Genomic DNA, 25,885 nt, shown 5'->3' with positions numbered 1-25,885 from the left:
GGAAAACACCATGCCACTGGAAATGAACCGCGAAGTCTTCATCACCTGCGCTGTCACCGGCTCGGGCGGAACACAGGATCGCAGCCCGCATGTGCCGCGTTCGCCCAAGCAGATTGCCGAAAGTGCGATCGCCGCGGCCAAGGCAGGCGCGGCCATCGTGCACTGCCACGTGCGTGATCCGGAAACCGGTGCACCCAGCCGTCGTCTGGACCTGTACCGCGAGGTGACTGATCGCATTCGTGAAGCCGAGGTCGACGTTGTGCTGAACCTCACCGCCGGGATGGGCGGTGACATGATCTTTGGCCCGACGGAATCTCCGCTGCCGTTGAACGAGGACGGCACCGACATGATCGGCGCGGCTGCTCGGGTGGAGCATGTGGCTGAATGTCTGCCTGAAATCTGTACTCTTGATTGCGGCACCATGAATTTTGCCGAAGCCGACTATGTCATGACCAACACGCCAGGCATGCTGCAGGCGATGGGCCGGATGATGACGCATCTGGGCGTGAAGCCTGAGATCGAGGCCTTTGATACCGGTCATCTGTGGTACGCCAAGCAGTTGGTGAAGGACGGCGTTCTGGACAGCCCGGCACTGGTTCAGCTGTGCATGGGCGTGCCGTGGGGTGCTCCGGATGATCTGAACACCTTTATGGCCATGGTGAATAACGTGCCTGATGACTGGACCTTCAGCGCATTCGCGCTTGGGCGGAACCAGATGGCATATGCGTCGGCTTCGGTTCTGGCGGGCGGCAATGTGCGCGTTGGGCTTGAGGACAACCTGTTCCTCGACAAAGGCGTTCTTGCGGAAAACTGGCAGCTGGTTGAGCGGGCGAACACCATCGTTTCGAACATGGGCGCGCGGGTGATCGGCGCGCAGGAAGTGCGTGAGAAGCTGGGGCTGGTGAAACGAGCACCTAAGGGCTGAATTTTCTCCTTGTAGGAAGTTCGCCTTGCCATGACACCGGGGCATCAACTGAGGGAATGAGACTCATGAAAGTGATGTTGCTGTGTCTGGCTGTCGTTGGAGCGGGGCTTATGGCGGCTTGCCTTCCGGCGGATGAAAAGGCGGAGGCGGCTTCTGTGAACAATGGGAGGCAGGCCTGCGAAGCCAAAGGCGGTGTCTACGAGGTTGCAGGCAAAGCCCAGCAATATGTGTGCGTTCTGCCGCTGGCAGATGCGGGCAAGACCTGTGAAAAAGGTTCGGACTGTCAAGGCTTTTGCCTGTCCGAGACCAAACAATGCAGCGCGGTCACGCCGCAGTTCGGGTGCATTCCTCATCTGGATGAGACCGGACGCGAGCTGGTGATCTGTATCGACTAGGAAAAGAAATGACAAAAACAGCAGCTATCATCGGTGGTGGTGTAATCGGCGGCGGGTGGGCCGCGCGGTTCTTGCTTAACGGTTGGGATGTCCGCGTGTTCGATCCGGACCCGGAGGCCGAGCGCAAGATTGGCGAGGTGCTCGATAACGCGCGCCGGTCTCTGCCGGGGTTGAGTGATGTGCTTTTGCCGTCTGAGGGGGCGCTTACCTTCCATGACGATCTGACTGACGCCGTGCAAGGCGCCATCTGGATTCAGGAAAGTGTACCTGAACGGCTGGATCTGAAGCTGAAGGTTTACAAAAGCTTGCAAGAGGCCTGCAATCCGGAGGCGATCATCGGGTCGTCAACCAGCGGGTTCAAACCGTCCGAGTTGCAGGAAGGCGCGTTGCGCCCTGAACAAATCGTGGTGACGCATCCGTTTAACCCGGTTTACCTGCTGCCGCTGATCGAATTGGTGCCGACCAACAAGAACACGCCCGAGATGGTCGACCGCGCGAAGGACCTGTTGAAATCGGTGGGTTTCTTCCCTCTGCATGTCAAAAAAGAGATCGATGCGCATATTGCTGACCGGTTCCTCGAAGCTGTCTGGCGCGAGGCGCTGTGGTTGGTCAAGGACGGTATCGCCACGACTGAAGAGATCGACGAAGCAATTCGCATGGGCTTTGGCATTCGCTGGGCACAGATGGGTCTGTTCGAGACCTACCGCGTGGCCGGTGGTGAGGCGGGGATGCGGCACTTCATGGCGCAGTTCGGCCCGGCGTTGCAATGGCCTTGGACCAAGCTGATGGATGTACCCGAGTTCACCGATGAGCTGGTCGACATGATCGCGGATCAGTCTGACGCACAATCGGGCATGCATTCGATCCGGGAATTGGAGCGTATTCGCGACAACAACCTCGTTGGGATGATGCGGGCGCTCAAGGCGCAGAACTATGGGGCCGGTGCTGTTCTGAACCAGCATGACGTGGCGCTGAAACCGGGTGCCTTGCCGACGATGGAGCAGGTCGATCTGAGCCAGCCAATTCTGACCTTGTCGCGCGCAGTGCCATTGGACTGGACCGACTATAACGGTCACATGAACGAGGCGCGTTACCTTGAGGCCTTCGCCGCGGCGACCGACCGGTTCATGGAGATCATGGGGTGTGATGCCGATTACATCGCTTCGGGCGGCAGTTACTTTACGGCCGAAAACCACATCCGCTATATCGACGAAGTCCACGCGGGCGCAAAGATCGAAGTGCGTACACAGATGCTGTTGGGGCAGGGCAAGAAGCTGCACGTGTTCCATTCCATGTATGAAGGCGACAAGCTATTGGCCACGGGCGAAAGCTTCCTGCTGCATGTCAGTCTGGAAACCCGTCGTCCGAGCGCACCTTCGGCCGAGATCGAAGCGGCTATGGCCCGGATCGCCGAAGCTCAGGCTGGATTGCCTTATCCTGAAGGTGCGGGTGCTGCGATCCGCAAACCGGCATGAGTGGGCGCGTTCTGATCACGGCTGGCGCCTCGGGCGTTGGCCGCGCCATGGCCGAAGCCTTTGACGCAGCTGGTGCGCAGGTTTGGGTGGCTGATGTTGACCCGAATGCCCTGTCTGATTGTCCGGTCCATTGGCAGCGGTCCGAGGCGAACGTCGCGGATGAGGATGCCGTGGCCACCTTGTTCCAAGACATCGAGGCGGAATGGGGTGGTTTGGACACCCTGTGCGCAAACGCAGGAATCGCGGGACCAACCGCTTCGGTTGAAGATGTTGAATTGGCCGATTGGCGCATGTGCCTTGCAGTAAATCTGGAGGGTGCCTTTCTGTGCTCCAAACACGCCGCTCCAATCCTGAAACGTCAGGGCAGTGGCGCGGTGGTCATTACGTCTTCGACGGCTGGCCAATACGGATACCCAAATCGCGCGCCTTATGCTGCGGCGAAGTGGGGGATGATCGGTCTGGCCAAGACCCTGGCGATGGAGCTTGGCGCGCATGGCGTGCGGTGCAATGTTATCTGCCCTGGCTCAGTAGAAGGCCCACGGATGGAAGGCGTGCTGCAGCGAGAGGCCGACGCCAAGGGCATGACGCGGGACCAGGTCTATGACGGTTACGCCTCGGGCACTTCAATGGGTCGCTTTGTCGAAGGGCACGACATCGCCAATATGGCCGTGTTCCTTGCGTCGGATGCGGCGCGGTTGGTGTCGGGGCAGGTAATTGCGGTCGATGGGCACACCGTTAACCCCGACCCCAAGGTTTAAGCCTGATTGGGTCCGCGAATCTGGCGGATGCTCTGGCGAACCGCCTGCCAGTCACGGGCTTGCTGCATGTTCCCGGCGTCTTTGCATTCGCGCATCTTCTGCGCAGCTTCCGCCTCGGCCTGATCTCCGTGGGCGGAATAAAGCGCCCGTGCGTATTGAGCAGTTTTTAATGCGTCCATTCTTATTGTCCTCCGTCTGTGATCGGATCGCTCGAAAGTTCGCGCCAAGTGACGATATCACACCTTGGTCGCTTACGCATCTATAAGGCCGTTATCAGGCGGAAATCGTTGATCGCAGCTGCCTGAGATGATCGGGGAAGTCCCGCGCCGTCACATCCGCTTCTCGCACCAACGTATCGAAATGACGGGAAAAAACTTCGATCCTGTCGCGGTCCCGAAAGGCCATATAGTGACTGCCCGCGTAGAACACACACAGCAGCGGGCCAAAAATCGTGACCGGCGCAGAATAGAGGCGTTTGGCATCAAACAGATAGATGCGCATGCGGGGATAAAGCTGGTCGCTCAGCTCTAACAAGTGGTCGATCTGATCCATCCTGATTTTCGGGCACAGGCCTTCGTAGTATCCGGTCGCGCGGGCAAAGCTGTCGATCTCATACAGCGGCATGGCGATCTCATAATCTGATTGCGCGCTGCGCATCCACGTCAGCCGGTCTTCTGACGCGCCGATGGCCTGATCCGCCGTTCGCCCCAGATGCGGGGCGTATTCCCACTCTAGCACGGCGCGGGTTTTCAGCATGTCGGGCAGGGTGGCGGGTACATAGCGAACCTTGTAGCCAGCCGCCTCTTTGTGCCATTCGAAAATGCGTTCATCGACCAGCGCGCGTGGCGCTTTGGTCATACTCAGAGAAAGCGCCAGGAGCTCTGCAGCGCTTTCTGGCCGATCCGATAAGCTCAGCAGCCAGTCAGCCGAAACACCTAGCGCTGTGGCGCAGCTGCCAACGACATGCGCGTTCGGCAGGCGCGCACCTTCGCCAGTCAAAAGTTGGGATACGGTCGATCGGTCGACACCGATATCCCGGGCCAGCGCGCTTTGGCTGATGTCACGTTCTTCCATCGCGCGGGCAAGGCGTTGGCGAAACTGTGCAGCGCGGTCTCGTTTGTCTAATTTATCCGTCATATGGTGATTTATATCATGGATGATGAATTTTGTTAATCATATTCAGAATTTTCAACTCGGCCACGATCCGTAATTCTTAAAGCATAACAATAATATGGGTGACGGAATGGAAACGCGACGAAGATCGGTCGTGAAGGCTGTGGTGTGGAATGCGATGGGCCTGGTCATGATGACGCTGGTGGGTCTGATCGCGACAGGTTCTGCCGCAGTTGGTGGGACGTTGGCGATTGTGAACACGGGCATCGGCCTGACGATGTACGTGATCTATGAGCGTGTCTGGGCAGGCATCACATGGGGCCGAAATGTCTGAGTGGCCGGGTCCCGAGTGGGGCACCTTTGCCCTGATCATTGCGTGTTATGCAGCGTGGCTGGCGGTGATATTCACACTTCCCATCTGGCTGGCTATCCCGGCCATGGGCTTGGTCGCAGCGTTGCATTCATCACTGACGCACGAGGCGCTGCACGGGCACCCGTTCCGCACGCGTTGGCTGAACGAGGCGCTGATGGCCCTGCCTCTGACCTTGTTCATTCCGTACAACCGGTTCCGCGATCTGCATCTGGCGCATCACAGGGATTCGACGCTGACCGACCCCTATGACGACCCCGAGTCGAACTATCTGGACCCGAAGGTTTGGAATACGCTCAAAAGCTGGCAAAAGCGGCTCCTGAGGGCGAACAACACACTGCTCGGGCGCATGGTGTTGGGCCCGACGATTGGTCAGTATATCTTCTTCCGGGATGAGTTGCGTGGCGCCAAACGCGGAGACAGAGCCGTACTGTTGGCATGGGGGCTGCACCTGGTTGGGGTGGCCGCGGTTTTGTGGGTGGTTGCTGGGTCTCCAATGCCTGAATGGGCCTTTGTTCTGTCTGCTTACATTGGTTTGGGCCTGGTCAAGATCCGGACCTTTCTTGAACACCGAGCGCACGAAAACTCCAGCGCCCGAACCGTCATCGTCGAAGATCGTGGATTGTTGGCTTTTTTGTTTCTGAACAACAATCTGCACGTCGTTCATCACATGAATCCCGGTGCTCCGTGGTACCGATTGCCTGCGCTTTATCGTGCCGGAAAAGACGGCTATCTGGCCAGCAACCACGCTTATGTCTATCGGTCTTATGGGCAGATTTTCCGGTCCTATTTCTGGCGTACCAAGGACCCGGTCGAGCATCCGCTCTGGCCAAAGGGATGATTTGACGACACAAGGGAATCCATGAGTTTGTGGATCCCCATCACCATCGCCGCCGCGGCATTTCAAACCGTGCGGTTCATGCTGCAAAAGTCGCTGAGCACTGTGAAACTTTCGGCAGCCGGCGCGACTTTTGCGCGGTTCGCCTATTCCATGCCGTTGGCAGTCCTTGCGCTGATCGTGGCAATGCAATTGACCGGATTCAGCCTACCGGCCCTGACCGGGCGTTTCTGGTTGTTTGCAGTGATCGGCGGGACAACGCAGATTTTGGCGACCATCTGCGTGGTGGCCCTGTTCAAACAACGCAATTTTGCCGTCGGTATTACATTCAAGAAGACCGAAGTTATCCAAACCGCCATCGTCGGATTTTTGGTCCTGGGCGATCAGGTATCCTCGGGTGCGTTGTTTGCGATTGTTCTGGGACTGGTGGCTGTCTTGCTGTTGTCGAAAAGTCCTGGTGGAGAAGGGGCTTGGTGGGCACACCTCACCAACCGTGCATCGCGCCTTGGGCTGGGTTCGGGCGTGCTGTTTGCTTTCTCATCCGTCAGCTATCGCGGTGCCTCGTTGGAACTGGGGGATTTAGACGCCTGGTTTCGGGCACTGGTCACCTTGGCCGTGGTGGTTTCGTTCCAATTCCTCAGCATGGGGCTGTGGCTGCTGTGGCGCGACCGTGCCGAGCTGCGCGCGGTTTGGGACACACGCCGAACGAGCGTTTTTGTCGGGCTCACCAGTCTATGTGGATCGTTCTGCTGGTTTTTTGCCTTCACGCTGCAAAACGCGGCCTATGTCAAAGCTCTCGGGCAGGTCGAACTGATCTTCAGCCTGTTCGCCTCGCTATTGTTTTTCCGCGAAAGAATCACCCGGCGCGAGATCGCCGGGATGACGTTGCTTGGTGCCTCGATACTGGCACTGGTGCTTACGATTTAGCCTGCACGGCGTTCGTCAAAGCTGAGGGCGATGAAGCTGGGCAAGTGATCGCCCATGCCGACAACTGCAGGGCCCCTGTCGTCTCTGCGACCGCGGCCTTTGGACTCTTTGTCCTTACGGGGCTCTCTATCCTTGCGCGGTTCTCTATCCTTACGAGGCTCTCTTTCCGCACGGGGCTCGCTTTTGCGCCGATCGGACTTTTTGGTGTCCGCCGCTTTGGGCTGATTCTCGGTTTTTGGGGTATCGGCTTTGGAGTCATCCGCCTCAATCGGGTTGTTCAGACGGGGAATTTCTTTCTGAATCAACTTCTCCACCGCCGCCAGCGCCTTTTCATCGCGGGAAGAGCAGATCGTGATCGCCTTGCCCTCACGCCCGGCGCGACCGGTGCGGCCAATGCGGTGGACGTAATCCTCGGGGTGGCCGGGGACGTCGAAATTGATCACATGGCTGACGGATGGCACATCCAATCCGCGCGCGGCCACGTCCGAGGCCACGAGTAGGCGCAAAGACCCATCCCGGAAGCCGTCGAGTGTTTTCGTGCGCTGGGATTGATCCAGATCGCCGTGGATCGCGGCGGCGTCATAGCCGTATTTCTTGAGAGATTTGGCGCAGATATCCACATCGGTCTTGCGGTTGCAGAAGATGATGGCGTTGGTGCACTTCTCGCCTTCAGCGTCGATCAGCGCCCGCAGGACATTGCGTTTCTGGCTGGCCTCACGATCCCGACGACCGCCTTTGAACATGACAACGCCCTGTTCAATAGTTTCCGAAGCAGTGGCCTGACGCGCAACCTCGACCCGCGTGGGTGCGGACAGAAAGGTGTCGGTGATCCGCTCAATCTCGGGCGCCATAGTGGCCGAGAAGAACAAGGTCTGGCGCGTGAACGGCGTCAGCGAGAAGATGCGTTCGATATCGGGGATGAACCCCATGTCCAGCATCCGGTCAGCTTCGTCGACAACCATGATCTGAACACCGGTCAAAAGAAGCTTGCCGCGTTCGAAATGGTCCAGCAGGCGACCCGGCGTGGCGATCAGGACGTCAACGCCCCGGTCGATCAACGCGTCCTGCTCTTTGAAGCTGACGCCGCCGATCAGCAGCGCTTTGGTCAGTTTCAGGTGTTTGGCGTAGGTGTCGAAATTCTCGGCCACTTGCGCGGCCAGTTCCCGGGTCGGGCACAGCACCAGCGAGCGCGGCATCCGTGCACGGGCGCGCCCACGGGCCAGCAAGGTGATCATCGGCAGCGTAAAGCTGGCCGTCTTGCCGGTACCGGTCTGAGCAATGCCCAGAACATCCCGACCTTCAAGGGCAGCGGGTATCGCGCCTTCCTGAATTGGCGTGGGCGTTTCGTATCCGGCTTCCTCAATGGCTTTGAGGACCTTCGGGTTCAGGTTCAGTTCGTTGAATTTTGTCATGTATGTCCGGTTCATGCGGACACTAGACCTAGCCCGCGCGTCAAAGGAATGCCGGGCCCGGATGGCCATACGCTGTCACGCGCATTTCGGCTTTGCGCGGACATAACAAAATCATGGGGCAGGGTCAAATGAAGAGCCCTTAACCTGACGTCGCTAACGCCCACTGCTGGTTTTCCGCAACAATTCAGCAGCTTCCGGGAAAGTGTTTCGCAACCTTAGCGTCCAGATCCAGCGGTCTGTGCCGGATCAACCCATATTCTTCGAGACGTACGCGTACGCCGGGATCGGCACCGCTAATTTCGTCATAGAACGCGCGCAAACCGTCCTGGCCCTGTTCTGTCTCGATCCAGTTGAACAACTCATTCTTGTTCAGACCGCCCAGTTCGCGCGGAACGTTCGGGGACATGCCGGGTTGATAGGACCCACGCGCCATCCGGAACTGATAGTGCGCGGCCCAGTGGTCCCAGTCAGGGGCGTGGCGATGACACAGCTCCAACCCCGGAAGTTCGAATTTGCAGGGCAGAAGTTTTTTGTTTTGAAACAGGTTGTGGATGCGAAAGTTCAGCTTTTCCATGCCTGTGCGGACGAACAGCTTACCCTGAACGTGGCTGAGGAACCCGCCGAGTACAAAGCTGCCATAGTTGGGATAGATGGACTGTACCATAGCTGAGCGGTCCGGGCCGCTGGGGATATGCGCCTTGAACAGATCCTCGCCGCCTGCCATTGCCTCCATTGGCCGGACGCGGACGGCAGGGATTTCCGCGGGGACGGATTGCAACTGCTCCCGGATGGGTTTTGAAGACCAAAGGAACTCATCCAGGTCGATATGGGCCAGCCAGTCCAGATCGGTGTTGCGATAGGCGAATGTGGCATGAAGTGTCTGACGAACCTGATGGCGGTCCGGGCGGTCGCGTTTGCGTTTATCCCAAAAGACATCATCACAGATTCGCGCCCTGATTTTCGGGTGTTTCCTGAGGGCCCGGTGCGCCTCACGGTTAGGTTCGTCCAGGTAAATGTACAGATAATCCGCACCCAGATCGAGGTGATGGGCCGCGAACCTGAGTATGTCGCGGGTCGATCCGCGAACCATTGAGACGATACCCCAGGTCGTCATTGGCGCGCTTCCCTACGCGCTGCACGAGTCTCACGCATTTTGGCCAGGCGCCGGAACACTGTCCCGGGATCGCGATTCAAAGCCTTGAACAGATGATCCGAATGCTCGGCCCACAACCGGCAAAACAAGGCGGGGGCGTGGTTCGGCCAGGATCGTTTCCGCAAGTTCGAAATAAGCTGCGCGTTCAGAAACGCCAGTTCAGATTTTCCGACGAATTCCTGCGCGATGTGTCGGCGTTTGCGCGTCCAGGATGTGTCGGCTTCACCGGGTTGCGACTGCGTCGCGCTTTGAGGAACAATCTGACGGGTCAAATGGGTCAGATCGATATCTTCTGCCGGTAGTACCTCGTCCGAGAAGTCGAAAGGCGCTCGTCGCCTTTCGAACCTGTCTTGCAGGGCGGGCAAGCCACCCGAATACGTTAGATCATCATCCATTCGTGCTTTCGGCCCGTGCCATCACGCCATCATCTCTTTCGTGGCCGTCAGGTTCAGTTCGGGGTAGTCGCGGACGACCCGGTCGATGTCCCACTGCAGGCGCGTCAGATAAACGATATCGCCGTCATGATCATGGGCGATGTGCTGCTTGTTGGCTTCGACGAATTTTTCGACTTCGGCCTTGTCGCCGCTGACCCAGCGGGCCGAGGTGAATTGCGACGCCTCAAAGCGCACGGGCAGGCCGTATTCCATCTCAATCCGGCTGGCGAGCACTTCGAATTGCAACGCACCAACGACGCCCACGATAAAGCCCGAACCGATTGAGGGTTTGAACACCTTGGCCGCACCTTCTTCGGCAAATTGCATAAGCGCCTTTTCCAGATGCTTGGCCTTCATCGGATCGCCCGGGCGCACTGTCTGCAGCAGTTCAGGCGCGAATGAGGGGATGCCAGTAACCCGGATCGCTTCGCCTTCGGTCAGCGTGTCGCCGATGCGCAATTGGCCGTGGTTAGGGATGCCGATGATGTCTCCGGCCCAGGCCTCTTCGGCCAATTCGCGGTCGGACGCCAGAAACAGCACAGGGTTCGAAATCGCCATCGGCTTTTTCGATCGCACGTGGGTCAGCTTCATACCACGCTTGAAATGGCCCGATGCCATGCGAACAAAGGCGACGCGGTCGCGGTGCTTTGGGTCCATATTTGCCTGAACCTTGAAGACAAAACCGGCGACCTTCTTTTCATCCGGTGCGATTTGACGCGGTTCGGCAGACTGGATTTGCGGCTGCGGGCCATAAGCGCCGATGCCCTCCATCAGTTCCTTGACACCGAACGAGTTGATCGCCGAACCGAACCAGATCGGGGTCATATGCCCCTCAAGCACCGCCTGCGGGTCCATAGCGGGCAGCAGCTCGCGCGCCATCTCAACCTCTTCCAGGAACTTCTCCAGCAGGTGCTCGGGTACGTGTTCCGCGAGCTTGGGGTCATCAAGACCGTTGATCTCGATGCTTTCGGCCACTTTGTTACGGTCGGCGCGGTCCATCAGCTCCAACCGGTCGCGCAGCATGTCGTAGCAGCCGATGAAATCGCGGCCGACGCCGATGGGCCACGCGGCAGGCGTGACGTCAATGGCCAGCATTTCCTGAATTTCGTCGATGATCTCGAACGTATCGCGGCTTTCGCGGTCCATCTTGTTACAGAAGGTCAGGATCGGCAGATCACGCAGGCGACAGACCTCGAACAGTTTCTGCGTCTGGCTTTCCACACCTTTCGCGCCGTCGATGACCATCACGGCGGCGTCCACAGCGGTCAGCGTGCGATAGGTGTCTTCAGAGAAATCACTGTGGCCGGGCGTATCCACCAGATTGAACCTGAAGGTGTCATAGTCAAAAGACATCGCCGATGCGGAAACCGAGATACCGCGATCCTTTTCCATCTGCATAAAGTCCGAACGGGTCCGCCGGGCTTCGCCCTTGGCGCGCACCTGACCGGCCATCTGAATAGCGCCCCCGTACAACAGGAACTTTTCAGTCAGCGTCGTTTTGCCCGCATCCGGGTGCGAGATGATGGCGAATGTCCGGCGCCGGGCGATCTCGGGCGGCAAAACGGGTTGGTTCGAGGCGATATCAAGCATGAACGCGCGTATATGCGGGGAATTCTGCCGAGGCAAGACAAAGGGGGTGTTCAGAATCGCCTGATAGTGGCAAAAAGAACATATAGTGAACAAATGATGGAGAGGTGTGATGAATTTAAAAGAAATCGCAAACGAACTGGTCGCTGGTTGCCGCGAGGGCCGGGCCAAAGCGAATTTGGATAAGCTCTATGCAGACAATGCCGTTTCTGTCGAAGCTGTGGATTACTCGGGTATGGGGCGCGAAGTCGCCGGGCGCGACGCGATCCGCGGCAAACACGAATGGTGGGAAGGCGCACATGATGTAACCGAAGCTTCGGTAAGTGACCCATTTGTGCATGGTGAGGACCGCTTTGCCGTAATTTTCGAAGTGAAGGGTACTGTGCTGGAAAGCGGTGACAGCTTTGATATGCGCGAAGTCGCCATTTACCACGTCGCGGATGGCAAGATCGTGCGCGAAGAGTTCTTTTACTAGCGTGTTTTGGTTTCTGGTCTTCCCTGAAAGGCTGGTGCTAGATGTGCGGCAAAGACAGGGAGGATCAGATGGATCTGGGAATTAGAGGAAAGCGCGCGCTGGTTTGTGCCAGCAGCAAAGGTCTGGGTCTGGGTTGTGCCGAGGCACTGGCCGCAGCGGGTGTTAATCTGGTGATGAACGCGCGCGGGCCCGAGGCTTTGGAGGCATCGGCTGACCGCATTCGCGCTGAACATGGCGTACAGGTTCAGACTATTGCCTGCGATGTGACTTCGATTGAAGGACAGGTGCAGGTAGTCGAAGCCGCGCAGGGTGTTGATATCCTTGTGACAAATGCCGGAGGCCCGCCCCCGGGTTTGTGGTCGGACTGGGATCGCGATGATTTTATCAAAGCGCTGGACTCCAACATGCTGACGCCAATTGCGTTCATGAAGGCTTTGTTGCCTGGGATGATGGACAAAGGCTGGGGCCGGGTGGTGAATATCACCTCGCAATCTGTGCGCGCACCGATCCCTGCGCTGGGTCTGTCGAATGCAGCCCGCACCGGACTGACAGGTTATGTTGCCGGAACTGCGCGTCAGGTTGCACCAAAAGGTGTGACGATCAACAACTTGCTGCCGGGCATTCACGCCACTGACCGGGCGGACTCATTGGATGGTGGTGTCGCGGCGCAAAAAGGAATTTCGATGGACGAGGCGCGCGCTGAACGCGCGGCAACCATCCCGGCGCGCCGGTATGGAACGCGTGAAGAGTTTGGCGCAGCCTGTGCGTTCCTGTGTTCGCAGAATGCCGGTTTCATTGTCGGGCAGAACATACTGCTGGACGGTGGCGCCACCAATCTGACGATGTGATCATGGCTCAAAACTTCTCACTTAAAGATCAACTGTTTAATGTCGAAAAGACCCGCTATTTGGCGGGGCTTTTCGCGGGCGCGGACCCGTCCTTTGATGCCGAGGCGTTTGAGGCGCAGGTCATGTCGCGTCTGCTGGATCTGGAGCTGAAAGAGAGGATGGCCTGGATCGCCGAATGTCTGCAACAGGCGGTGCCGGGCGACTTGCCTCAGATCGCACCTACGCTGCTGCGCGCCTTGCCGCCGCCTTTGGATCCCGGCAAAACCGATGATGATTTTGGTGATTTCATCTTTGCTCCGCTGGGTGACTGGGTTGTTGCAGTGGGGCTGGATCATCCGAGGCAGTCATTGGATGTGCTTGAGGAACTGACCCAAAGATTTTCAATGGAATGGGCCATACGTCCGTTTCTCAATACCCATCAGGAACAGGTGCTGGCGCGGATGCAGGAATGGTGCGCGCATGACAGCTATCACGTGCGCCGGCTGGTCAGCGAAGGCACAAGACCGCGTTTGCCTTGGGGGCAGGCGGTGGGGTTGGACCTGACCGATCCGCTGCCTCTATTGGATCGGCTGCATGCCGATGGGACGCGATATGTCACGCGGTCGGTGGCCAACCACCTGAACGACATCACCAAAAAAGACCCCGATCTGGTTTTGGACCGGTTGCAGGGTTGGGGCAGGAACGGGCGGCAGGATCAGGCCGAGATGGACTGGATGACCTCGCACACCTTGCGCGGGCTTGTGAAAGCAGGCCATCCGCGCGCGATGAAAATGCTGGGCTTTGACCCGGATGCGAAGGTTTCGGCCGATGTCACCATCAAGGGTGATGCCCGGATCGGCGACGCGTTGGAATTTGATGTAATGCTGAGTGGTAACGGCGACCAACCTGTTCTGGTGGATTACATTGTTCATTTTCAAAGGCCTGGGGGCAAAACCTCAGCCAAAGTACACAAGCTGAAACAGTCCGCTTTGGTAGATGGTGCTCTTACCCTGACCAAAAAGCACAAGCTCAAAGGTGACGCGACCACGTTCAAACTTATCCCCGGTGCGCATCGGCTTGAGATACAGGTTAACGGCAAACTGCGCGCGGGTGTTGATTTCGAACTGTTGGCATAACCCCTACACGCCCTCACGCTTTCGTCAGATTCTAAAGGCCCGGATTGCGCCAAGCCCCGCGCTGCATTAGCTGCTATGCAGCCATCAGACAAAAGGATAACCGCGATGAAGCATGAGTCAGTGCAGAATTACTATAGCGAGGTCCTGCAGGGCAGCTCGGACTTGCAGACAAACGCGTGTTGTACGCCTGATGACATGCCGGATCATGTCAAAAAGATCCTGTCGAAAATTCATGACGAAGTTCTGACGCGCTACTATGGCTGCGGTCTGATCGCTCCGCACGACCTTGAGGGGATGAGCATTCTGGATCTCGGCTGTGGTGCGGGACGTGATGTTTATGCCTTGTCCGCAATGGTAGGTGAAAAGGGGCGTGTTGTGGGTGTGGATATGACACCGGAACAGCTGGACGTCGCGCGGGCGCATCAGGACTATCACGCGCAAGCCTTTGGGCATTCTGCCAGCAATGTGGAATTCCACCATGGCTATATCGAAAAGCTGGATGAGCTTGACCTGGAACCCGGTTCTTTTGACATCATCGTCTCGAACTGCGTGATCAATCTGGCCACCGATAAAGAGGCTGTTTTGCGTGGTGCGCATCGGTTGCTGAAAGACGGGGGCGAGATGTATTTCTCGGACGTCTACGCCGACCGCCGAGTGCCTAAAGAGATGGCCGAGGATGAGGTTTTGTACGGTGAATGCCTGTCCGGCGCCCTGTATTGGAACGATTTCCTGTCGATGTCGCGCAAAGCGGGCTTTGGCGATCCGCGCCGGGTCACGCATCGTCCGCTGACCATCGAAAACGCGGTGCTCGAAGAGCGTGTTGCGCCTCTTAAATTCCTGTCCGCCACTTACCGTCTGTTCAAGCTGCCCGAGTTGGAAACAGACTGCGAGGATTATGGCCAGGCCGTGATCTACAAGGGCACCATCCCGAACGCCCCGCATCTGTTCGAACTGGATGATCACCACGCGATCGAGGCAGGCAAGGTCTTTCCTGTCTGCGGCAACACGTGGATGATGTTGAAAGACACCCGTTTTGCCCGGCATTTCGACTTCATCGGTGATTTCTCGACCCACCACGGGATATTCGAAGGCTGCGGTGGTGAAAGCCCGTTTGAAGCCATAGGCGAGGCCCCATCCGGCGGCTGTTGCTGATCTCTTGCACCTGAGGGGCGGGGTTGTTATCCCCGCCTAAGCCCGATGGAATTGATCGGGAAAGGCAACGGGGCCCATCGGTGACAGAAAACGCTACTCCTCCTCGGTTGGAAATCCGAAATCTGATCGCCCGGTATGAAGGGCGGGTTGTTGTGGATGACGTCTCGCTGACGGTGCGGGCGGGGCAGGTGACCTGTCTGTTGGGGCCTTCGGGCTGCGGCAAGTCGACAACCCTGCGCATGATCGCCGGGGTCGAGATGCAGGAATCCGGTGAAATCTATGTCGATGGCAAGTTGATCTGTGACACGGTGTTTCGTGTGCCGCCCGAACGGCGTGAAATAGGGCTGATGTTTCAGGATTTTGCCCTGTTTCCGCATCTCAGCGTTGCCGACAATGTGGCCTTTGGCCTGAAGGGGCATAGGGACGAAAAGCGCGCCCGCGTCGAAGCGCTGCTGCGCAAAGTCGACCTGATGCGTTTCGTCGATGACTACCCGCATCATCTGTCAGGTGGCGAGCAGCAACGTGTGGCACTGGCCCGCGCATTGGCCCCGCGTCCGCGGATCATGCTGATGGATGAACCTTTCTCGGGCCTCGACAACCGGTTGCGGGACGGCATTCGCGATGAAACGCTTGCGATCCTCAAGGAAGAGGACGCCGCAGTTGTTCTAGTCACGCATGAGCCGGAAGAAGCGATGCGCATGGCGGATGAAATCGCCCTGATGCGGCGGGGTAAAGTCGTGCAACAAGGCGCGCCCTACAACGTCTTTACCCGCCCGGCGGACAAGGCGGCGGTGGCGTTTTTTAGTGATATCAATGTTTTGCAATCCAAAGTGAATGGAGCCTTGGCCGAAACGCCATTCGGGCAATTTCTGGCACCCGGCGTTCCGGACAATACAGATGTCGAAATCGTATTCCGCCCTCAGCACGTGCGGCTGGACTTTGACCGTAACGGCAAGGGGCCGCTGCCGACACCGACCGACGGCGTTGCCGCGCGGGGCGTAGTCGAGCGGGCACGGTTTTTGGGCAACGAAAGCCTTGTTGAATTTCGGATGGACCATGACGGCTCGATCCTGAGGGCGACGGTGCCCAATGTCTTTGTTCCCAGTCCGGGACGGGTCATGTGGCTGACCATCCGACGTGACAGGTGTTTCGTTTTCCCGGTTTAGGCTGGAAAGCCACAGTTTAGCGCCAAGTGGTGCGCGAAAGCATCAGATTGGACGCGCGCTTTGCTTGCCGCGACGCGGGGGCGGGTCTATCAAGGGCAAAACGCCGGGTGGATGGGGCTTATGCGTATACTTCTGACCAATGATGACGGGATCAATGCCCCAGGGCTGATCGCACTTGAGGCGATTGCCGCCGATCTGGCAGGCCCGGATGGCGAGGTTTGGGTCGTGGCACCCGCGTTCGAACAATCGGGTGTCGGCCACTGCATCAGCTATACCCACCCGATGATGGTCGCCAAGCTGGGCGAACGCCGCTATGCCGCCGAAGGCTCACCCGCTGACTGTGTGTTGGCCGGGCTGCACGACGTCATGAAAGACACGCCGCCCGATCTGGTGTTGTCCGGTGTGAACCGCGGCAACAACTCGGCCGAGAACACGCTGTATTCCGGCACGGTGGGTGGGGCGATGGAAGCCGCCCTGCAGGGTATTCCTGCAATTGCCTTGTCGCAGTATTTCGGGCCGCGCAACCTGGGTCTGAATGATCCTTTTGAGGCTGCAACGCGTTACGGGGCCGACCTCGTGCGGCGAATTCTGAAAGCAACGCCTGAAGAGCAGGGCGATTACCGCCTGTTTTACAACGTGAATTTCCCACCTGTGCCGGCGGATGAGGTTCTGGGGACGCGCATCGCGCCGCAGGGTTTTCGTCGTGATACCAATTTCTCGGTTGAACCGCACAGCTCGCCCTCGGGTCGGCGGTTCCTGTGGATCAAGGGCGGCTATCAGCACAACCCGACCGCACCCGGCACGGATGCGGCGGTTAATCTTGGGGGCTACATCTCGGTCACACCGATGCGTGCGGACCTGACGGCCCATGACGTTCTGGAACAACTGAAGTCGGTCGAATGAGCGGGCTTGATCCAGAAACAACCATGCAGTTCCTTTTTGCTCTGCGGTCCCGCGGCGTAACGGATGCGCGCGTTCTGGCCGCGATGGAACAGGTCGACCGAGGCCGTTTCGTCAAGGGTCTGTTCGCCGAGCGAGCTTATGAGGATACACCGCTGCCGATTGCCTGCGGTCAGACGATCAGCCAGCCTTCGGTGGTGGGGCTGATGACGCAGGCGCTGGATGTGCGCCCTCGTGACACGGTGCTGGAGGTTGGTACAGGCTCGGGCTATCAGGCGGCGGTTCTGTCCAAGCTGGCGCGCCGGGTCTATACGGTCGAACGTCATAAACGTCTGGTGCGCGAAACCGGCGAGCTGTTTCGTGAATTGGGAATGACCAATGTGACGGCGATGCTGTCGGATGGGTCGTTCGGTTTGTCGGAACAAGCCCCGTTTGATCGTATCATTGTGACAGCCGCCGCCGAGGACCCGCCTGGGCCGCTCTTGGCGCAGCTCAAAATCGGCGGTATCATGGTTTTGCCGGTGGGACAGTCGGATGCGGTTCAGACCCTGATCCGGGTCAGACGCACCGAGACCGGCCTGGACTATGATGAATTGTTGCCCGTTCGGTTCGTGCCCCTGCTAGAAGGGCTTGGCAAAGACGGAGCGTAAAGAAATATTTCGCGATAAGCGCTGGAACCCCGGACAACAGGGGCAGGCGGTGAGGACAGTAAAATGAGAGCAGTTTCCAAATCAGCAGTCGCAGCAGGTGTTGCGTCTTTGGCGTTCCTCGCGGGATGCGAAGGCCCTATAGATTATGACCTGCGTGGCAATGTCGGCGGATTTTCCACGGCCGATGCGGCGCAGGCGGCCACTGCCAACCGGCCGGCACCGGATGCGCGTGGCGTGATCACCTATCCCAATTATCAAGTGGCCGTTGCGCGCCGGGGCGACACGGTTGGCGATGTCGCCGCCCGGGTCGGATTACCGGCAGCGGAAGTCGCGCGTTTTAACGGATTGCAAGCTGCGGACCAGCTGCGTGATGGCGAGGTGGTCGCCTTGCCCCGTACCGTCAGCGCGGCCAGCTCTGTCGATATCGCGACAATTGCAGGCACTGCGATTGACGCAGCTCCGGCGGATGGGTCGGTGCGCACATCGACGCTGGAACCGGCACAACCAACCGCCGCGCCTGCACCAGCCCCTGCGCCGGTGGGACCCGAGCCCATTCGTCACAAGGTCAAACGCGGCGAAACCGCGTATACGATCGCGCGCCTGTATAACGTGCCGGTCGACGCTTTGGCCGAGTGGAACGGGCTGGGGTCCGACTTTACCGTGCGCGAAGGACAGTTTCTGCTGATTCCCATCAAGAACCAGCCTGCGCCCCGTCAGGAGGCGGCCGCCGTAACAACAGTCCCTGCGACAACGATCACCCAACCTGGGCAGGGATCGCCGACACCGACGCCGCCCAGCGCGGCGCAACCTCTGCCGGATGAAGTCATCAAGCCCGCCGAGCCCGCACCTGACGTGACCGCCGAAGCGCCGACTACGCAAAGCAATTCTGCGCTTGGACTGCCGGTCACAGGAACGATCATCCGCACCTATAAAAAGGGCTCGAACGAAGGAATCGACATAGCGGCCTCGCCGGGTAGCCCGGTTAACGCTGCCGCTGCGGGTACTGTTGCCGCAATCACGGCCGACGCAGATCAGGTGCCGATCATTGTGGTCAAACACAACAGCGACCTGCTGACCGTCTACGCGAATGTCGAAAACATCACCGTGAAAAAAGGGGCTCGCGTCAAGCGCGGCCAAAAGATCGCGTCCCTGCGCGGTGGCGACAATGCCTATGTGCATTTTGAGGTGCGTAAAGGGTTCGAATCCGTCGATCCGGAACCCTATCTGCGGTGATGGTCATGGCCCTGAGCGGGCCATGCCTTCGGCCAGAGTATTTGAGAAAAGATGAAGCCCTTTAGGCGTGCGGATCGTAATCGCTTAGGCGCTTGCCGGGCTCGTTTGCGAAGACCTCGGGCAGGGGCGAGATTGCTTCGATCAGGTCGATGCGGAAAACGCGGAACCCCTGGCGTAGCTCGCACCATGCCGTCAGGGTCCAGACGCGCCCCCAGTATTCCATGTGCAGGGGGCGTATGACCCGATCGGTCAGAACGCCGTCGATCCGGCGGTAAGACAGACGGAGTTTCTGGCGGGATTTGATGGCGGCGCGGATCGGGGCCATATGCGCCAGCCCACGCGCCGCATCGGCAAAGGGATAGACTGCAAATTTCCAACTGTCAGCCTCGGCCACTACCTGCGTGGGCAACACGGCATCGATCTTGTCGGCCAGCGACGTGGCTGCGGCCTTGAGGTCGGGGTCTGCGGCTTCCGCCACGATGGCCATACCAAGGTTCAACGCCTCAAGCTCGGCAGGGGTCAGGTTCAGCGGGGGCAGGGTGATCTGCTCGCGCACCATGTAGCCTACGCCGCGCTCGCCTTCGACCGGGACGCCCGAGGCAACCAGCGTATCCATGTCGCGATAGATCGTACGGACCGACACCTCAAGCCGGTCCGCGATGTCCTGCGCACGGTGCAGTTTACCGTCGCGCAGGATCTGGATGATATCGAACAGCCGGTCAGAGCGGCGCATGGGACGTCCTGCTTGTCATGACGCTCCGATGGTCCAGTGGATTGCATCGTGGCGCATAGTCACCGTGTCCGGCGCGATTGCAGCCATCACCGCAGGGGCAAAATCCTGCTTGGGGAAGGCAGCGGCGGCGGATTGAGCGCAATCCATGTCGGCCCAGATGACCGTGTCAGTCCAAAGCCCGTCATCCCCTGCGCTAAGGCGCCGAAAGACAAAGCCATCTGCGTTCCGAACAAAGGATTCGGTGCCTTTCATGATGTTCACGAATTCCTCTTTTGTTACATCGGCCGCGAGTTTGAAGGTTACGGTTTCTGCGATTTGTGTCACGTCATGCTCCTGTTTTGATGAGACAGGGCCTTTCTACGTGCTCTCAACTGACATAAACCTGTCAGTTGAGAATTGCGAGTCCTCAAAAATCGCGTGATCCGTTCATTTTTGGGCACAGAACCGGGCCGACACGCTTTTGCGATGGACCGCCCGCGCGTAAACACAGTGCCAGATCATATTCCCGGCGCGCTTGCGCCGACTTCAAAGGAGAAGAGACATGCTTAACAATATCGGACTTCCCGGTCTTCTGCTGATTGCCGTTGTGGTGCTGGTGCTGTTTGGCCGCGGCAAAATCAGCTCGCTTATGGGCGAAGTGGGCAAAGGCATCACCTCGTTCAAGAAAGGCGTCAAAGAAGGTGCGGACGAGCTGGAGCAGGACGCGTCCGAGGTGGCCAAAGACGTCACGCCCGAGACAGACAAAGACAAGGTCTAAGCGCAGATGTTTGATCTGGGCTGGACCGAGCTTCTGGTCATCGGCGTTGTTGCCCTGATCGTTGTGGGGCCAAAGGATCTGCCGGTATTGTTCCGCAATGTCGGCCGCTGGGTTGGCAAGGCCCGTGGCATGGCGCGCGAGTTCAGCAGCGCCATGAACGAGGCAGCGGATCAGGCGGGCGTGAACGAGATCAAGAAGGGTCTGAATGCGGCTACCAATCCTGTGAACACTGCCATGGACGGCGTCAAAGAAGCTGCACAGGAAATGGCCAAGAGCATGGACCCGACCAAGTTCGACCCCGACAGCGAAACCGGCAAGCTGGCTGCTGAACGTGCCGAGCAGGCCAAGAAGATCCAGGCCTCGACCGCGCGTGCCGCTGCCGAGCGTAAGGCCAAAGAAGCTGCGGATGCGCTAGCCAAGGCTGAAGAGGCCGAAGCCGCGCTGAATACTGAAAGCAAGACATGAGCAATACCGACGAGATCGAAGACAGCTCGGCCCCATTGATCGAGCATCTGGCAGAACTGCGCACGCGGTTGATTCACTGCGTCGTGGCGTTCCTGATCGGGATGATAATCTGTTTCACGGTCGCTACGCCGCTGTTTAACTTCCTGACGAATCCCTTGTGTCAGGTTCTAGCTGATCGCGGACAGGATTGTGGGCTGATCTTCATCTCACCGCAGGAAGGTTTCTTCGTTGCTATCAAGGTTTCGCTGCTGGGCGGCTTCATACTGGCGTTCCCCTATATCGGGATGCAGATGTGGCGGTTCGTGGCACCAGGCCTTTACCGGACAGAAAAGAATGCGTTCCTGCCGTTCATGCTGGCGTCGCCTTTCATGTTCCTGTTGGGGGCAAGCTTTGCGTTTTACGTGGTCACGCCACTAGCTTACGACTTTTTCCTGGGTTTCCAGCAGTTTGGAGCTGAAGGCGAGGCAGTGGTTGACGGCACCGCCACAGCGCCGCTGAGCGTAGTCTTCCAGGGTTCGGCACAGGAATACCTGAACCTGACGATCAAATTCATCGTGGCTTTTGGGCTGTGTTTCCAGCTGCCGGTTCTATTGACCCTGATGGGCAAAGCCGGGTTGGTAACTGCCGAAGGTCTGGGGGGCGTGCGCAAATACGCTGTGGTTGCCATTCTGGTTCTGGCCGCGCTGGTGACACCGCCTGACGTGATCACGCAGGTCATCCTGTTCGTGGTCGTCTATGGGCTGTACGAGGTTTCGATCTTCCTGGTCGCACGTGTTGAGAAGAAGCGCGAGGAACAACTGCGCGCTGACGGCTACTACGACGACGAGGAAGAAGCCGACGAAGAGATCATTCAGGAAGAAGAAGGCAAGTAATCCTGATGATCGGTAACAATCAGGCGCGTCCGTCAGGGCGCGCCTTTTTTGTACGCGGCTCTTGTTGCGCCCGGCGGAACATGGTTTGAAACCAGCAAAACTGACCGGAGGCGCCCATGAACGACCAAGCCCTGAACCGTATCGCTGACGCCTTGGAACGCATGGCACCGGCCCCATTGGCCGCGCCCGACTTCGAAGCTGCCCCAGCTTTTGTCTGGCAAGTTGAGCCGGACCGGCTGGAGCCGGTCAAACAGGTCAACCGTGTCGATCTGGACCTGTTAGTGGGCATTAATCGTTCACGTGATACGCTGTTGGACAACACGCGCCGCTTTGCGGCCGGATACAAGGCCAACAACGCGCTGTTGTGGGGTGCACGGGGCATGGGTAAATCCAGCCTCGTCAAAGCCGTCCACGGTACGTTGCAGGAGGATTTTCCGGACCTCAAACTGGTCGAACTTCAGCGTGAAGACATGGGCTCGGTCGCGCGTCTTCTCAACCATCTGCGCGCAGCCCCACACCGGTTCATCCTATTCTGTGATGATTTGTCGTTCAGCCACGATGACCAGCACTACAAATCACTCAAGGCGGTGCTGGACGGAGGCATCGAGGGCCGTCCTGAAAACGTTGTTTTCTACGCGACGTCGAACCGCCGTCACCTGATGCCGCGGGACATGATCGAAAACGAACGCTCCAGCGCAATCAACCCGTCAGAGGCGGTCGAGGAAAAAGTCTCGCTCTCTGACCGGTTCGGCCTGTGGCTGGGTTTCCATCCCTGCGATCAGGATGAATACCTTGCGATGATTGACCGGTATTGCGCGGCTCATGGTGTGTCCATCGACGCCGATATCCTGCGCGCCGAGGCCATCGAATGGCAAGCCACCCGGGGCGGACGCTCGGGTCGCGTGGCATGGCAGTTCTTTGTCGATCTGGCTGGGCGCAACGGCGTACATATCGCGTAGACCGCCCGCTACATCTGGCCAAAATATCCCCACCGGAGGCATGGCCTTAAGGGCTATTCCTACAATAGCGTCAGAATTCGGGCTGCCTCATCCGCAGGGCTGGTCAACACATCGCGGTCTTCGCCGGGGTGGAACCGAGCGCGCACAGCCGTGGGCATCGGCGCGGGTTCCACGATCGACACACGCGGACCCGTGCGTTCTGTCTCCACCGCCCAGCTGCGGGCAAGCGCCAGTTGCGCGGCCTTGGTTGCTCCATAGATGCCATAGAACTTCTCACCCGCTTTGGGATCGTCAAAAAACACCGCATGGCCGCTGTCGCCCAACAGGGGCGCAATATACGGGATCAGAACCGACGTGGCTGTTGCGTTGATGTTGACCGCCTTCGTCCATTCCTTGGGGTCCACGAAATGCACAGGCGTCAGGGCCGAGGTGTGGACTGCAGTGTGCATCCACAGATCAACTTTGCCCCATCGGTCATGGATTCCCCGGCACAGGGTCGCCATGGCGTTCGGGTCCGCGATGTCCATCGGCGCAAGCGTGGCCGCGCCACCTTTGGCTTTGATCCGGTCGTCTAACTCTTCCAGCCCACCAGTGGTGCGGGCAACGGCGACGATGTGATACTCGGGTGCCAGAGCTTCGGCCAGGGCAGCACCCAATCCGCGCGAAGCCCCGGTGATGAGGGCAATTTTAGTCTGATCGGTCATAAGGGCGGTTTGAACCCATGCGCGCAGGGCGTCAAGACAGATTAACTTCCGGGGATGACGATCCGCTTGGTCTGGCCGCTTTGTCGCAGCATGACGCCTTCGTCATCAATGGCAATCACAGTGCCCGACGACACCCGGCTGCCGGGCTTGACCTCTTTGACCCGGCCTGACGACAGGCGCACCAACGCACGCATGTCAGCTTTTGGACCAAAGACGCCCAGCACAGAGACTGAGTTCTTCTTTAGCGCGCCCGTCTGTGTGGCCGCGTTTTTGACGTTGGCGTTTGACATAATTTTCGGCCTGGCCACGTTGGCCTGACCCCTTGTTTTATAAGTGGTTCGGCAAATGCGCTATCAAACGAAGGACAGGAACTAAAGAGGCGGGGATTGCGCGATAGCGCGGCTGAATAGCTGCGTCGCCGAAGTTCCTGCAATTGCGGTTTCTTCATCGAAAAGTTGTGCGCGAAAACCAACCGATCAGGCGCAGCCAATACGTGAAAAGGCCCGCATAGCAATTGCGAAACGGGCCATCACTGCAATCTGATTCGGGGGCGTATTCTTAGCCGGACGCCAGTTTGGCCGCATTCCAGGACCCGCCGGGCACCTGCATGTCCTGCTTTTTCTTGCTGACCCGGCTGCTGTTTTCGAGGCTGTCCAGATAGTCTTCGCTGACGCTGCCGGTAATGTAATTCCCGTCAAAGCACGAGCAATCGAAGGATTCGATATCCGGGTTACCTTCCTTGGCGGACCAAATCAGGTCATCGAGATCCTGATAGAACAGGGCGTCTGCGCCCAGCTCCTGACGGATATCCTCAATGTTCTTACCGTTTGCGATCAACTCATGCTTTGTGGGCATGTCGATACCATAAACGTTGGGGAACTTTACCGGTGGCGAGGCGCTGGCGATGAACACCTTCTTGGCCCCGGCTTCGCGGCACATCTGAACGATTTTTTTGATCGTGTTGCCGCGCACGATGGAGTCGTCGATCAGCAATACGTTGTGGCCTTTGAACTCCAACGGAACGGCGTTCAGCTTGCGGCGCACGGATTTCTGCCGCTCTTCCTGACCGGGCATGATGAATGTGCGGCCTACATAGCGGTTCTTGACCAGACCCTCACGGTAAGGAATGCCCGTGGCTTTCGCGACCTCAAGCGCCACTGGGCGTGCGCTATCGGGTACCGGGATGATGCGGTCGATCTCTAGCCCTGCAGCCTCAATCTGGCGCGCCAGCGTCTGACCCATACGCATCTGGGTTTTGTAGACCGAAACACCATCCAACAGCGAATCCGGACGGGCCAGGTAGACGTACTCAAAGATACAAGGGGTCAGCTGACCATCGACTGCCTGGAACGTGTGCATGTTGCCGTCGAGGTCAATCAGGATGGCCTCACCCGGTTTCACATCGCGCAGCTTTTCAAACCCGTTGATACCGAAGGCGACATCCTCGGACGCAAAGGCATAATCGTCGCCGTCCCCATCCACATCGCGCTTGGCAACCGACAGGGGGCGAATGCCGTAGGGATCGCGGAACGCCAGCATACCAACGCCGGCCACCAGACAGATCACTGAATAAGCACCCTGAACGCGTTCCATTGTCATCTTTACACCGGCAAAGATATTGCGGATGGGTTCGGCATTGCCATTGACCTTGATTGCGTCGGCCACTTTGTCAGCCAGAACATTCAGCAGAATCTCTGAATCCGAAGTGGTGCGCAGATGGCGGCTGTATTTGGCGGTGACTTTCTCGCGCTGCTCGGCGGTGTTGGTGATATTGCCGTTATGGACTAGATAGATGCCATAGGGCGCGTTGACGAAAAACGGCTGCGCCTCGGCCGCGCTGAGCGATCCGGCTGTAGGATAGCGCACATGTCCCATACCGACCTGTCCCAGCAGGGTCTCGGCGTCACTGGCGTTAAAGACGTCTTTGACCAACCCGTTGGCTTTCTTCTCACGGAAGAACTCACCGGTATAGGTCACGATCCCCGAGGCATCCTGACCCCGGTGCTGCAACATCAGCAGCCCGTCATAGATTTCCGCAAAGACATCATGTGTCCTGCTTGCGATCCCTAAAATGCCACACATATACGGGCTCCAATTTCCATGACGTGTTTATGTTGATTAGGTGTGCGGGTCGGGCCGTCTGGACAGCGGTATCTGTACGCATTGTCGCCCGACCGATTGGCGGCGCAAACACGCCAGCGTCGCAAGGGCAAGCGCGTAAGAAAACAGATACAGCAAGATCGGCAGCTCCGATTCCATGTCAGTTCGCCACTCACATAATGCCTAAGCGCGCCTGTGTCATCAAAGGATCACATTCGCGATTTGACGCATGCGGATTTTGTCAAAAACAACATGAAAAGGTGACAGGGACCGCAGGCATGTGGTGTCATGGTCGACATAGTGAGTTTTCGGCAATGATAAAGGTTCGATCGGATACCCGCCATGTGGCAGCACAAACAAGGAAACAAA

At 58.4% G+C, this 25,885-nt stretch carries 31 protein-coding genes; 19 read left to right on the top strand and 12 right to left on the bottom strand.

Annotation, left to right across the window (positions count from 1 at the left end; genetic code table 11):
• The first annotated feature begins 10 nt into the window (after nt 1–10).
• Genes bcoG through AC2FD9_RS21230 form a run of 4 tightly spaced genes read left to right on the top strand, consistent with a single transcriptional unit; the run spans nt 11 to nt 3,553 of the window.
• Nucleotides 11–925, top strand: coding sequence for a 3-dehydrocarnitine:acetyl-CoA trimethylamine transferase BcoG (bcoG, locus tag AC2FD9_RS21245; RefSeq protein WP_282151376.1), 915 nt, complete (start codon nt 11–13; stop codon nt 923–925).
• 56 nt (nt 926–981) lie between these two features.
• Nucleotides 982–1,320: a hypothetical protein gene (locus AC2FD9_RS21240; RefSeq protein WP_496838771.1), complete on the top strand. Its 339-nt coding sequence runs from the start codon at nt 982–984 to the stop codon at nt 1,318–1,320.
• Nucleotides 1,321–1,328: 8 nt separating this feature from the next.
• Nucleotides 1,329–2,795, top strand: coding sequence for a carnitine 3-dehydrogenase (locus AC2FD9_RS21235; protein WP_496838769.1), 1,467 nt, complete (start codon nt 1,329–1,331; stop codon nt 2,793–2,795).
• Nucleotides 2,792–3,553: an SDR family oxidoreductase gene (locus AC2FD9_RS21230; protein WP_496754277.1), complete on the top strand. Its 762-nt coding sequence runs from the start codon at nt 2,792–2,794 to the stop codon at nt 3,551–3,553. Before AC2FD9_RS21235 ends, AC2FD9_RS21230 begins: the two co-directional genes overlap by 4 nt.
• Here AC2FD9_RS21230 and AC2FD9_RS21225 read toward each other — a convergent pair.
• Together AC2FD9_RS21225 and AC2FD9_RS21220 are read right to left on the bottom strand one after the other, a co-directional pair.
• Nucleotides 3,550–3,732, bottom strand: coding sequence for a hypothetical protein (locus AC2FD9_RS21225; protein ID WP_496738430.1), 183 nt, complete (start codon nt 3,730–3,732; stop codon nt 3,550–3,552). The two genes, AC2FD9_RS21230 and AC2FD9_RS21225, sit on opposite strands and share 4 nt — an antisense overlap.
• A gap of 94 nt (nt 3,733–3,826) precedes the next feature.
• Nucleotides 3,827–4,690, bottom strand: coding sequence for a helix-turn-helix domain-containing protein (locus AC2FD9_RS21220; protein ID WP_058271837.1), 864 nt, complete (start codon nt 4,688–4,690; stop codon nt 3,827–3,829).
• A 106-nt stretch (nt 4,691–4,796) separates the two neighbouring features.
• Here AC2FD9_RS21220 and AC2FD9_RS21215 point away from each other — a divergent pair, with 106 nt between their 5' ends.
• Genes AC2FD9_RS21215 through AC2FD9_RS21205 form a run of 3 tightly spaced genes read left to right on the top strand, consistent with a single transcriptional unit; the run spans nt 4,797 to nt 6,801 of the window.
• Entirely contained in the window at nt 4,797–5,000 is a 204-nt protein-coding gene (locus AC2FD9_RS21215) for a DUF2061 domain-containing protein (protein WP_058278218.1), read from the top strand.
• Nucleotides 4,993–5,877 (top strand): fatty acid desaturase, encoded by an 885-nt coding sequence (locus AC2FD9_RS21210; RefSeq protein ID WP_496838767.1) that lies wholly within the window; start codon nt 4,993–4,995, stop codon nt 5,875–5,877. Before AC2FD9_RS21215 ends, AC2FD9_RS21210 begins: the two co-directional genes overlap by 8 nt.
• 21 nt (nt 5,878–5,898) lie before the next feature.
• Nucleotides 5,899–6,801 (top strand): EamA family transporter, encoded by a 903-nt coding sequence (locus tag AC2FD9_RS21205; protein ID WP_109311742.1) that lies wholly within the window; start codon nt 5,899–5,901, stop codon nt 6,799–6,801.
• Here AC2FD9_RS21205 and AC2FD9_RS21200 read toward each other — a convergent pair.
• From AC2FD9_RS21200 to AC2FD9_RS21185, 4 genes are all read right to left on the bottom strand, one after another.
• Nucleotides 6,798–8,213: a DEAD/DEAH box helicase gene (locus AC2FD9_RS21200; protein WP_496697084.1), complete on the bottom strand. Its 1,416-nt coding sequence runs from the start codon at nt 8,211–8,213 to the stop codon at nt 6,798–6,800. The genes AC2FD9_RS21205 and AC2FD9_RS21200 overlap by 4 nt on opposite strands.
• Nucleotides 8,214–8,397: 184 nt before the next feature.
• Nucleotides 8,398–9,327 carry a glycosyltransferase family 2 protein gene (locus AC2FD9_RS21195; RefSeq protein ID WP_496838765.1) on the bottom strand — a complete coding sequence of 310 codons (930 nt, stop codon included), beginning with the start codon at nt 9,325–9,327 and terminating at the stop codon, nt 8,398–8,400.
• Nucleotides 9,324–9,761 carry a hypothetical protein gene (locus AC2FD9_RS21190; RefSeq protein WP_282168175.1) on the bottom strand — a complete coding sequence of 146 codons (438 nt, stop codon included), beginning with the start codon at nt 9,759–9,761 and terminating at the stop codon, nt 9,324–9,326. The genes AC2FD9_RS21195 and AC2FD9_RS21190 overlap by 4 nt, the downstream gene beginning before the upstream one ends.
• 21 nt (nt 9,762–9,782) lie before the next feature.
• Nucleotides 9,783–11,390 (bottom strand): peptide chain release factor 3, encoded by a 1,608-nt coding sequence (locus AC2FD9_RS21185; protein ID WP_496838763.1) that lies wholly within the window; start codon nt 11,388–11,390, stop codon nt 9,783–9,785.
• Nucleotides 11,391–11,499: 109 nt separating this feature from the next.
• Here AC2FD9_RS21185 and AC2FD9_RS21180 point away from each other — a divergent pair, with 109 nt between their 5' ends.
• From AC2FD9_RS21180 to AC2FD9_RS21145, 8 genes are all read left to right on the top strand, one after another.
• Nucleotides 11,500–11,862, top strand: coding sequence for a nuclear transport factor 2 family protein (locus AC2FD9_RS21180; protein ID WP_113790112.1), 363 nt, complete (start codon nt 11,500–11,502; stop codon nt 11,860–11,862).
• Between the two features lie 68 nt (nt 11,863–11,930).
• On the top strand, nt 11,931–12,710 hold the full coding sequence (locus AC2FD9_RS21175) for an SDR family oxidoreductase (RefSeq protein WP_282168177.1): 780 nt from the start codon (nt 11,931–11,933) through the stop codon (nt 12,708–12,710).
• Nucleotides 12,711–12,712: 2 nt separating this feature from the next.
• Complete coding sequence (locus tag AC2FD9_RS21170; protein ID WP_496838761.1) at nt 12,713–13,825, top strand: YhaZ family DNA alkylation repair protein; 1,113 nt, start codon at nt 12,713–12,715, stop codon at nt 13,823–13,825.
• Between the two features lie 105 nt (nt 13,826–13,930).
• Nucleotides 13,931–14,977, top strand: a complete 1,047-nt coding sequence (locus AC2FD9_RS21165) for a methyltransferase domain-containing protein (RefSeq protein WP_496838759.1) — start codon at nt 13,931–13,933, stop codon at nt 14,975–14,977.
• Between the two features lie 80 nt (nt 14,978–15,057).
• The gene (locus AC2FD9_RS21160) at nt 15,058–16,143 is read left to right on the top strand and encodes an ABC transporter ATP-binding protein (RefSeq protein ID WP_234998988.1); all 1,086 of its coding nucleotides are present in this window, start codon (nt 15,058–15,060) and stop codon (nt 16,141–16,143) included.
• A gap of 120 nt (nt 16,144–16,263) precedes the next feature.
• On the top strand, nt 16,264–17,046 hold the full coding sequence (gene surE / locus AC2FD9_RS21155; RefSeq protein ID WP_496838758.1) for a 5'/3'-nucleotidase SurE: 783 nt from the start codon (nt 16,264–16,266) through the stop codon (nt 17,044–17,046).
• Entirely contained in the window at nt 17,043–17,693 is a 651-nt protein-coding gene (locus tag AC2FD9_RS21150; RefSeq protein ID WP_058271826.1) for a protein-L-isoaspartate(D-aspartate) O-methyltransferase, read from the top strand. Before surE ends, AC2FD9_RS21150 begins: the two co-directional genes overlap by 4 nt.
• 63 nt (nt 17,694–17,756) lie before the next feature.
• Nucleotides 17,757–18,926, top strand: a complete 1,170-nt coding sequence (locus AC2FD9_RS21145; protein ID WP_496838756.1) for a peptidoglycan DD-metalloendopeptidase family protein — start codon at nt 17,757–17,759, stop codon at nt 18,924–18,926.
• 61 nt (nt 18,927–18,987) lie between these two features.
• Here AC2FD9_RS21145 and AC2FD9_RS21140 read toward each other — a convergent pair whose 3' ends face one another.
• Complete coding sequence (locus AC2FD9_RS21140) at nt 18,988–19,659, bottom strand: helix-turn-helix transcriptional regulator (protein WP_496838754.1); 672 nt, start codon at nt 19,657–19,659, stop codon at nt 18,988–18,990.
• Nucleotides 19,660–19,674: 15 nt separating this feature from the next.
• Nucleotides 19,675–19,983, bottom strand: a complete 309-nt coding sequence (locus tag AC2FD9_RS21135) for a hypothetical protein (RefSeq protein ID WP_496838752.1) — start codon at nt 19,981–19,983, stop codon at nt 19,675–19,677.
• A 217-nt stretch (nt 19,984–20,200) separates the two neighbouring features.
• Between AC2FD9_RS21135 and AC2FD9_RS21130 the strand changes: the two genes are divergently transcribed.
• From AC2FD9_RS21130 to AC2FD9_RS21115, 4 genes are all read left to right on the top strand, one after another.
• A complete protein-coding gene (locus AC2FD9_RS21130) occupies nt 20,201–20,416 on the top strand; it encodes a twin-arginine translocase TatA/TatE family subunit (protein WP_058271822.1) in 216 nt (71 codons plus the stop codon).
• Nucleotides 20,417–20,422: 6 nt separating this feature from the next.
• Nucleotides 20,423–20,881, top strand: a complete 459-nt coding sequence (gene tatB, locus AC2FD9_RS21125) for a Sec-independent protein translocase protein TatB (protein WP_058271821.1) — start codon at nt 20,423–20,425, stop codon at nt 20,879–20,881.
• The gene (gene tatC / locus AC2FD9_RS21120) at nt 20,878–21,753 is read left to right on the top strand and encodes a twin-arginine translocase subunit TatC (protein WP_282118280.1); all 876 of its coding nucleotides are present in this window, start codon (nt 20,878–20,880) and stop codon (nt 21,751–21,753) included. The genes tatB and tatC overlap by 4 nt, the downstream gene beginning before the upstream one ends.
• A gap of 116 nt (nt 21,754–21,869) precedes the next feature.
• Nucleotides 21,870–22,712 (top strand): ATP-binding protein, encoded by an 843-nt coding sequence (locus AC2FD9_RS21115; protein ID WP_496838750.1) that lies wholly within the window; start codon nt 21,870–21,872, stop codon nt 22,710–22,712.
• A 59-nt stretch (nt 22,713–22,771) separates the two neighbouring features.
• Here AC2FD9_RS21115 and AC2FD9_RS21110 read toward each other — a convergent pair whose 3' ends face one another.
• From AC2FD9_RS21110 to AC2FD9_RS21095, 4 genes are all read right to left on the bottom strand, one after another.
• Complete coding sequence (locus tag AC2FD9_RS21110) at nt 22,772–23,416, bottom strand: SDR family NAD(P)-dependent oxidoreductase (RefSeq protein WP_496835564.1); 645 nt, start codon at nt 23,414–23,416, stop codon at nt 22,772–22,774.
• A gap of 41 nt (nt 23,417–23,457) precedes the next feature.
• The gene (locus AC2FD9_RS21105; protein ID WP_058271935.1) at nt 23,458–23,706 is read right to left on the bottom strand and encodes a hypothetical protein; all 249 of its coding nucleotides are present in this window, start codon (nt 23,704–23,706) and stop codon (nt 23,458–23,460) included.
• Between the two features lie 268 nt (nt 23,707–23,974).
• Nucleotides 23,975–25,498, bottom strand: a complete 1,524-nt coding sequence (gene purF / locus AC2FD9_RS21100; protein WP_058271817.1) for an amidophosphoribosyltransferase — start codon at nt 25,496–25,498, stop codon at nt 23,975–23,977.
• 36 nt (nt 25,499–25,534) lie between these two features.
• The gene (locus AC2FD9_RS21095) at nt 25,535–25,675 is read right to left on the bottom strand and encodes a hypothetical protein (protein WP_472723892.1); all 141 of its coding nucleotides are present in this window, start codon (nt 25,673–25,675) and stop codon (nt 25,535–25,537) included.
• Nucleotides 25,676–25,885: the final 210 nt, after the last annotated feature.

The organism is Ruegeria sp. YTSC230, from assembly GCF_059609665.1.
Note: the sequence above shows the minus strand (reverse complement) of the source record. Positions and strands in the feature narration are given on the sequence as shown.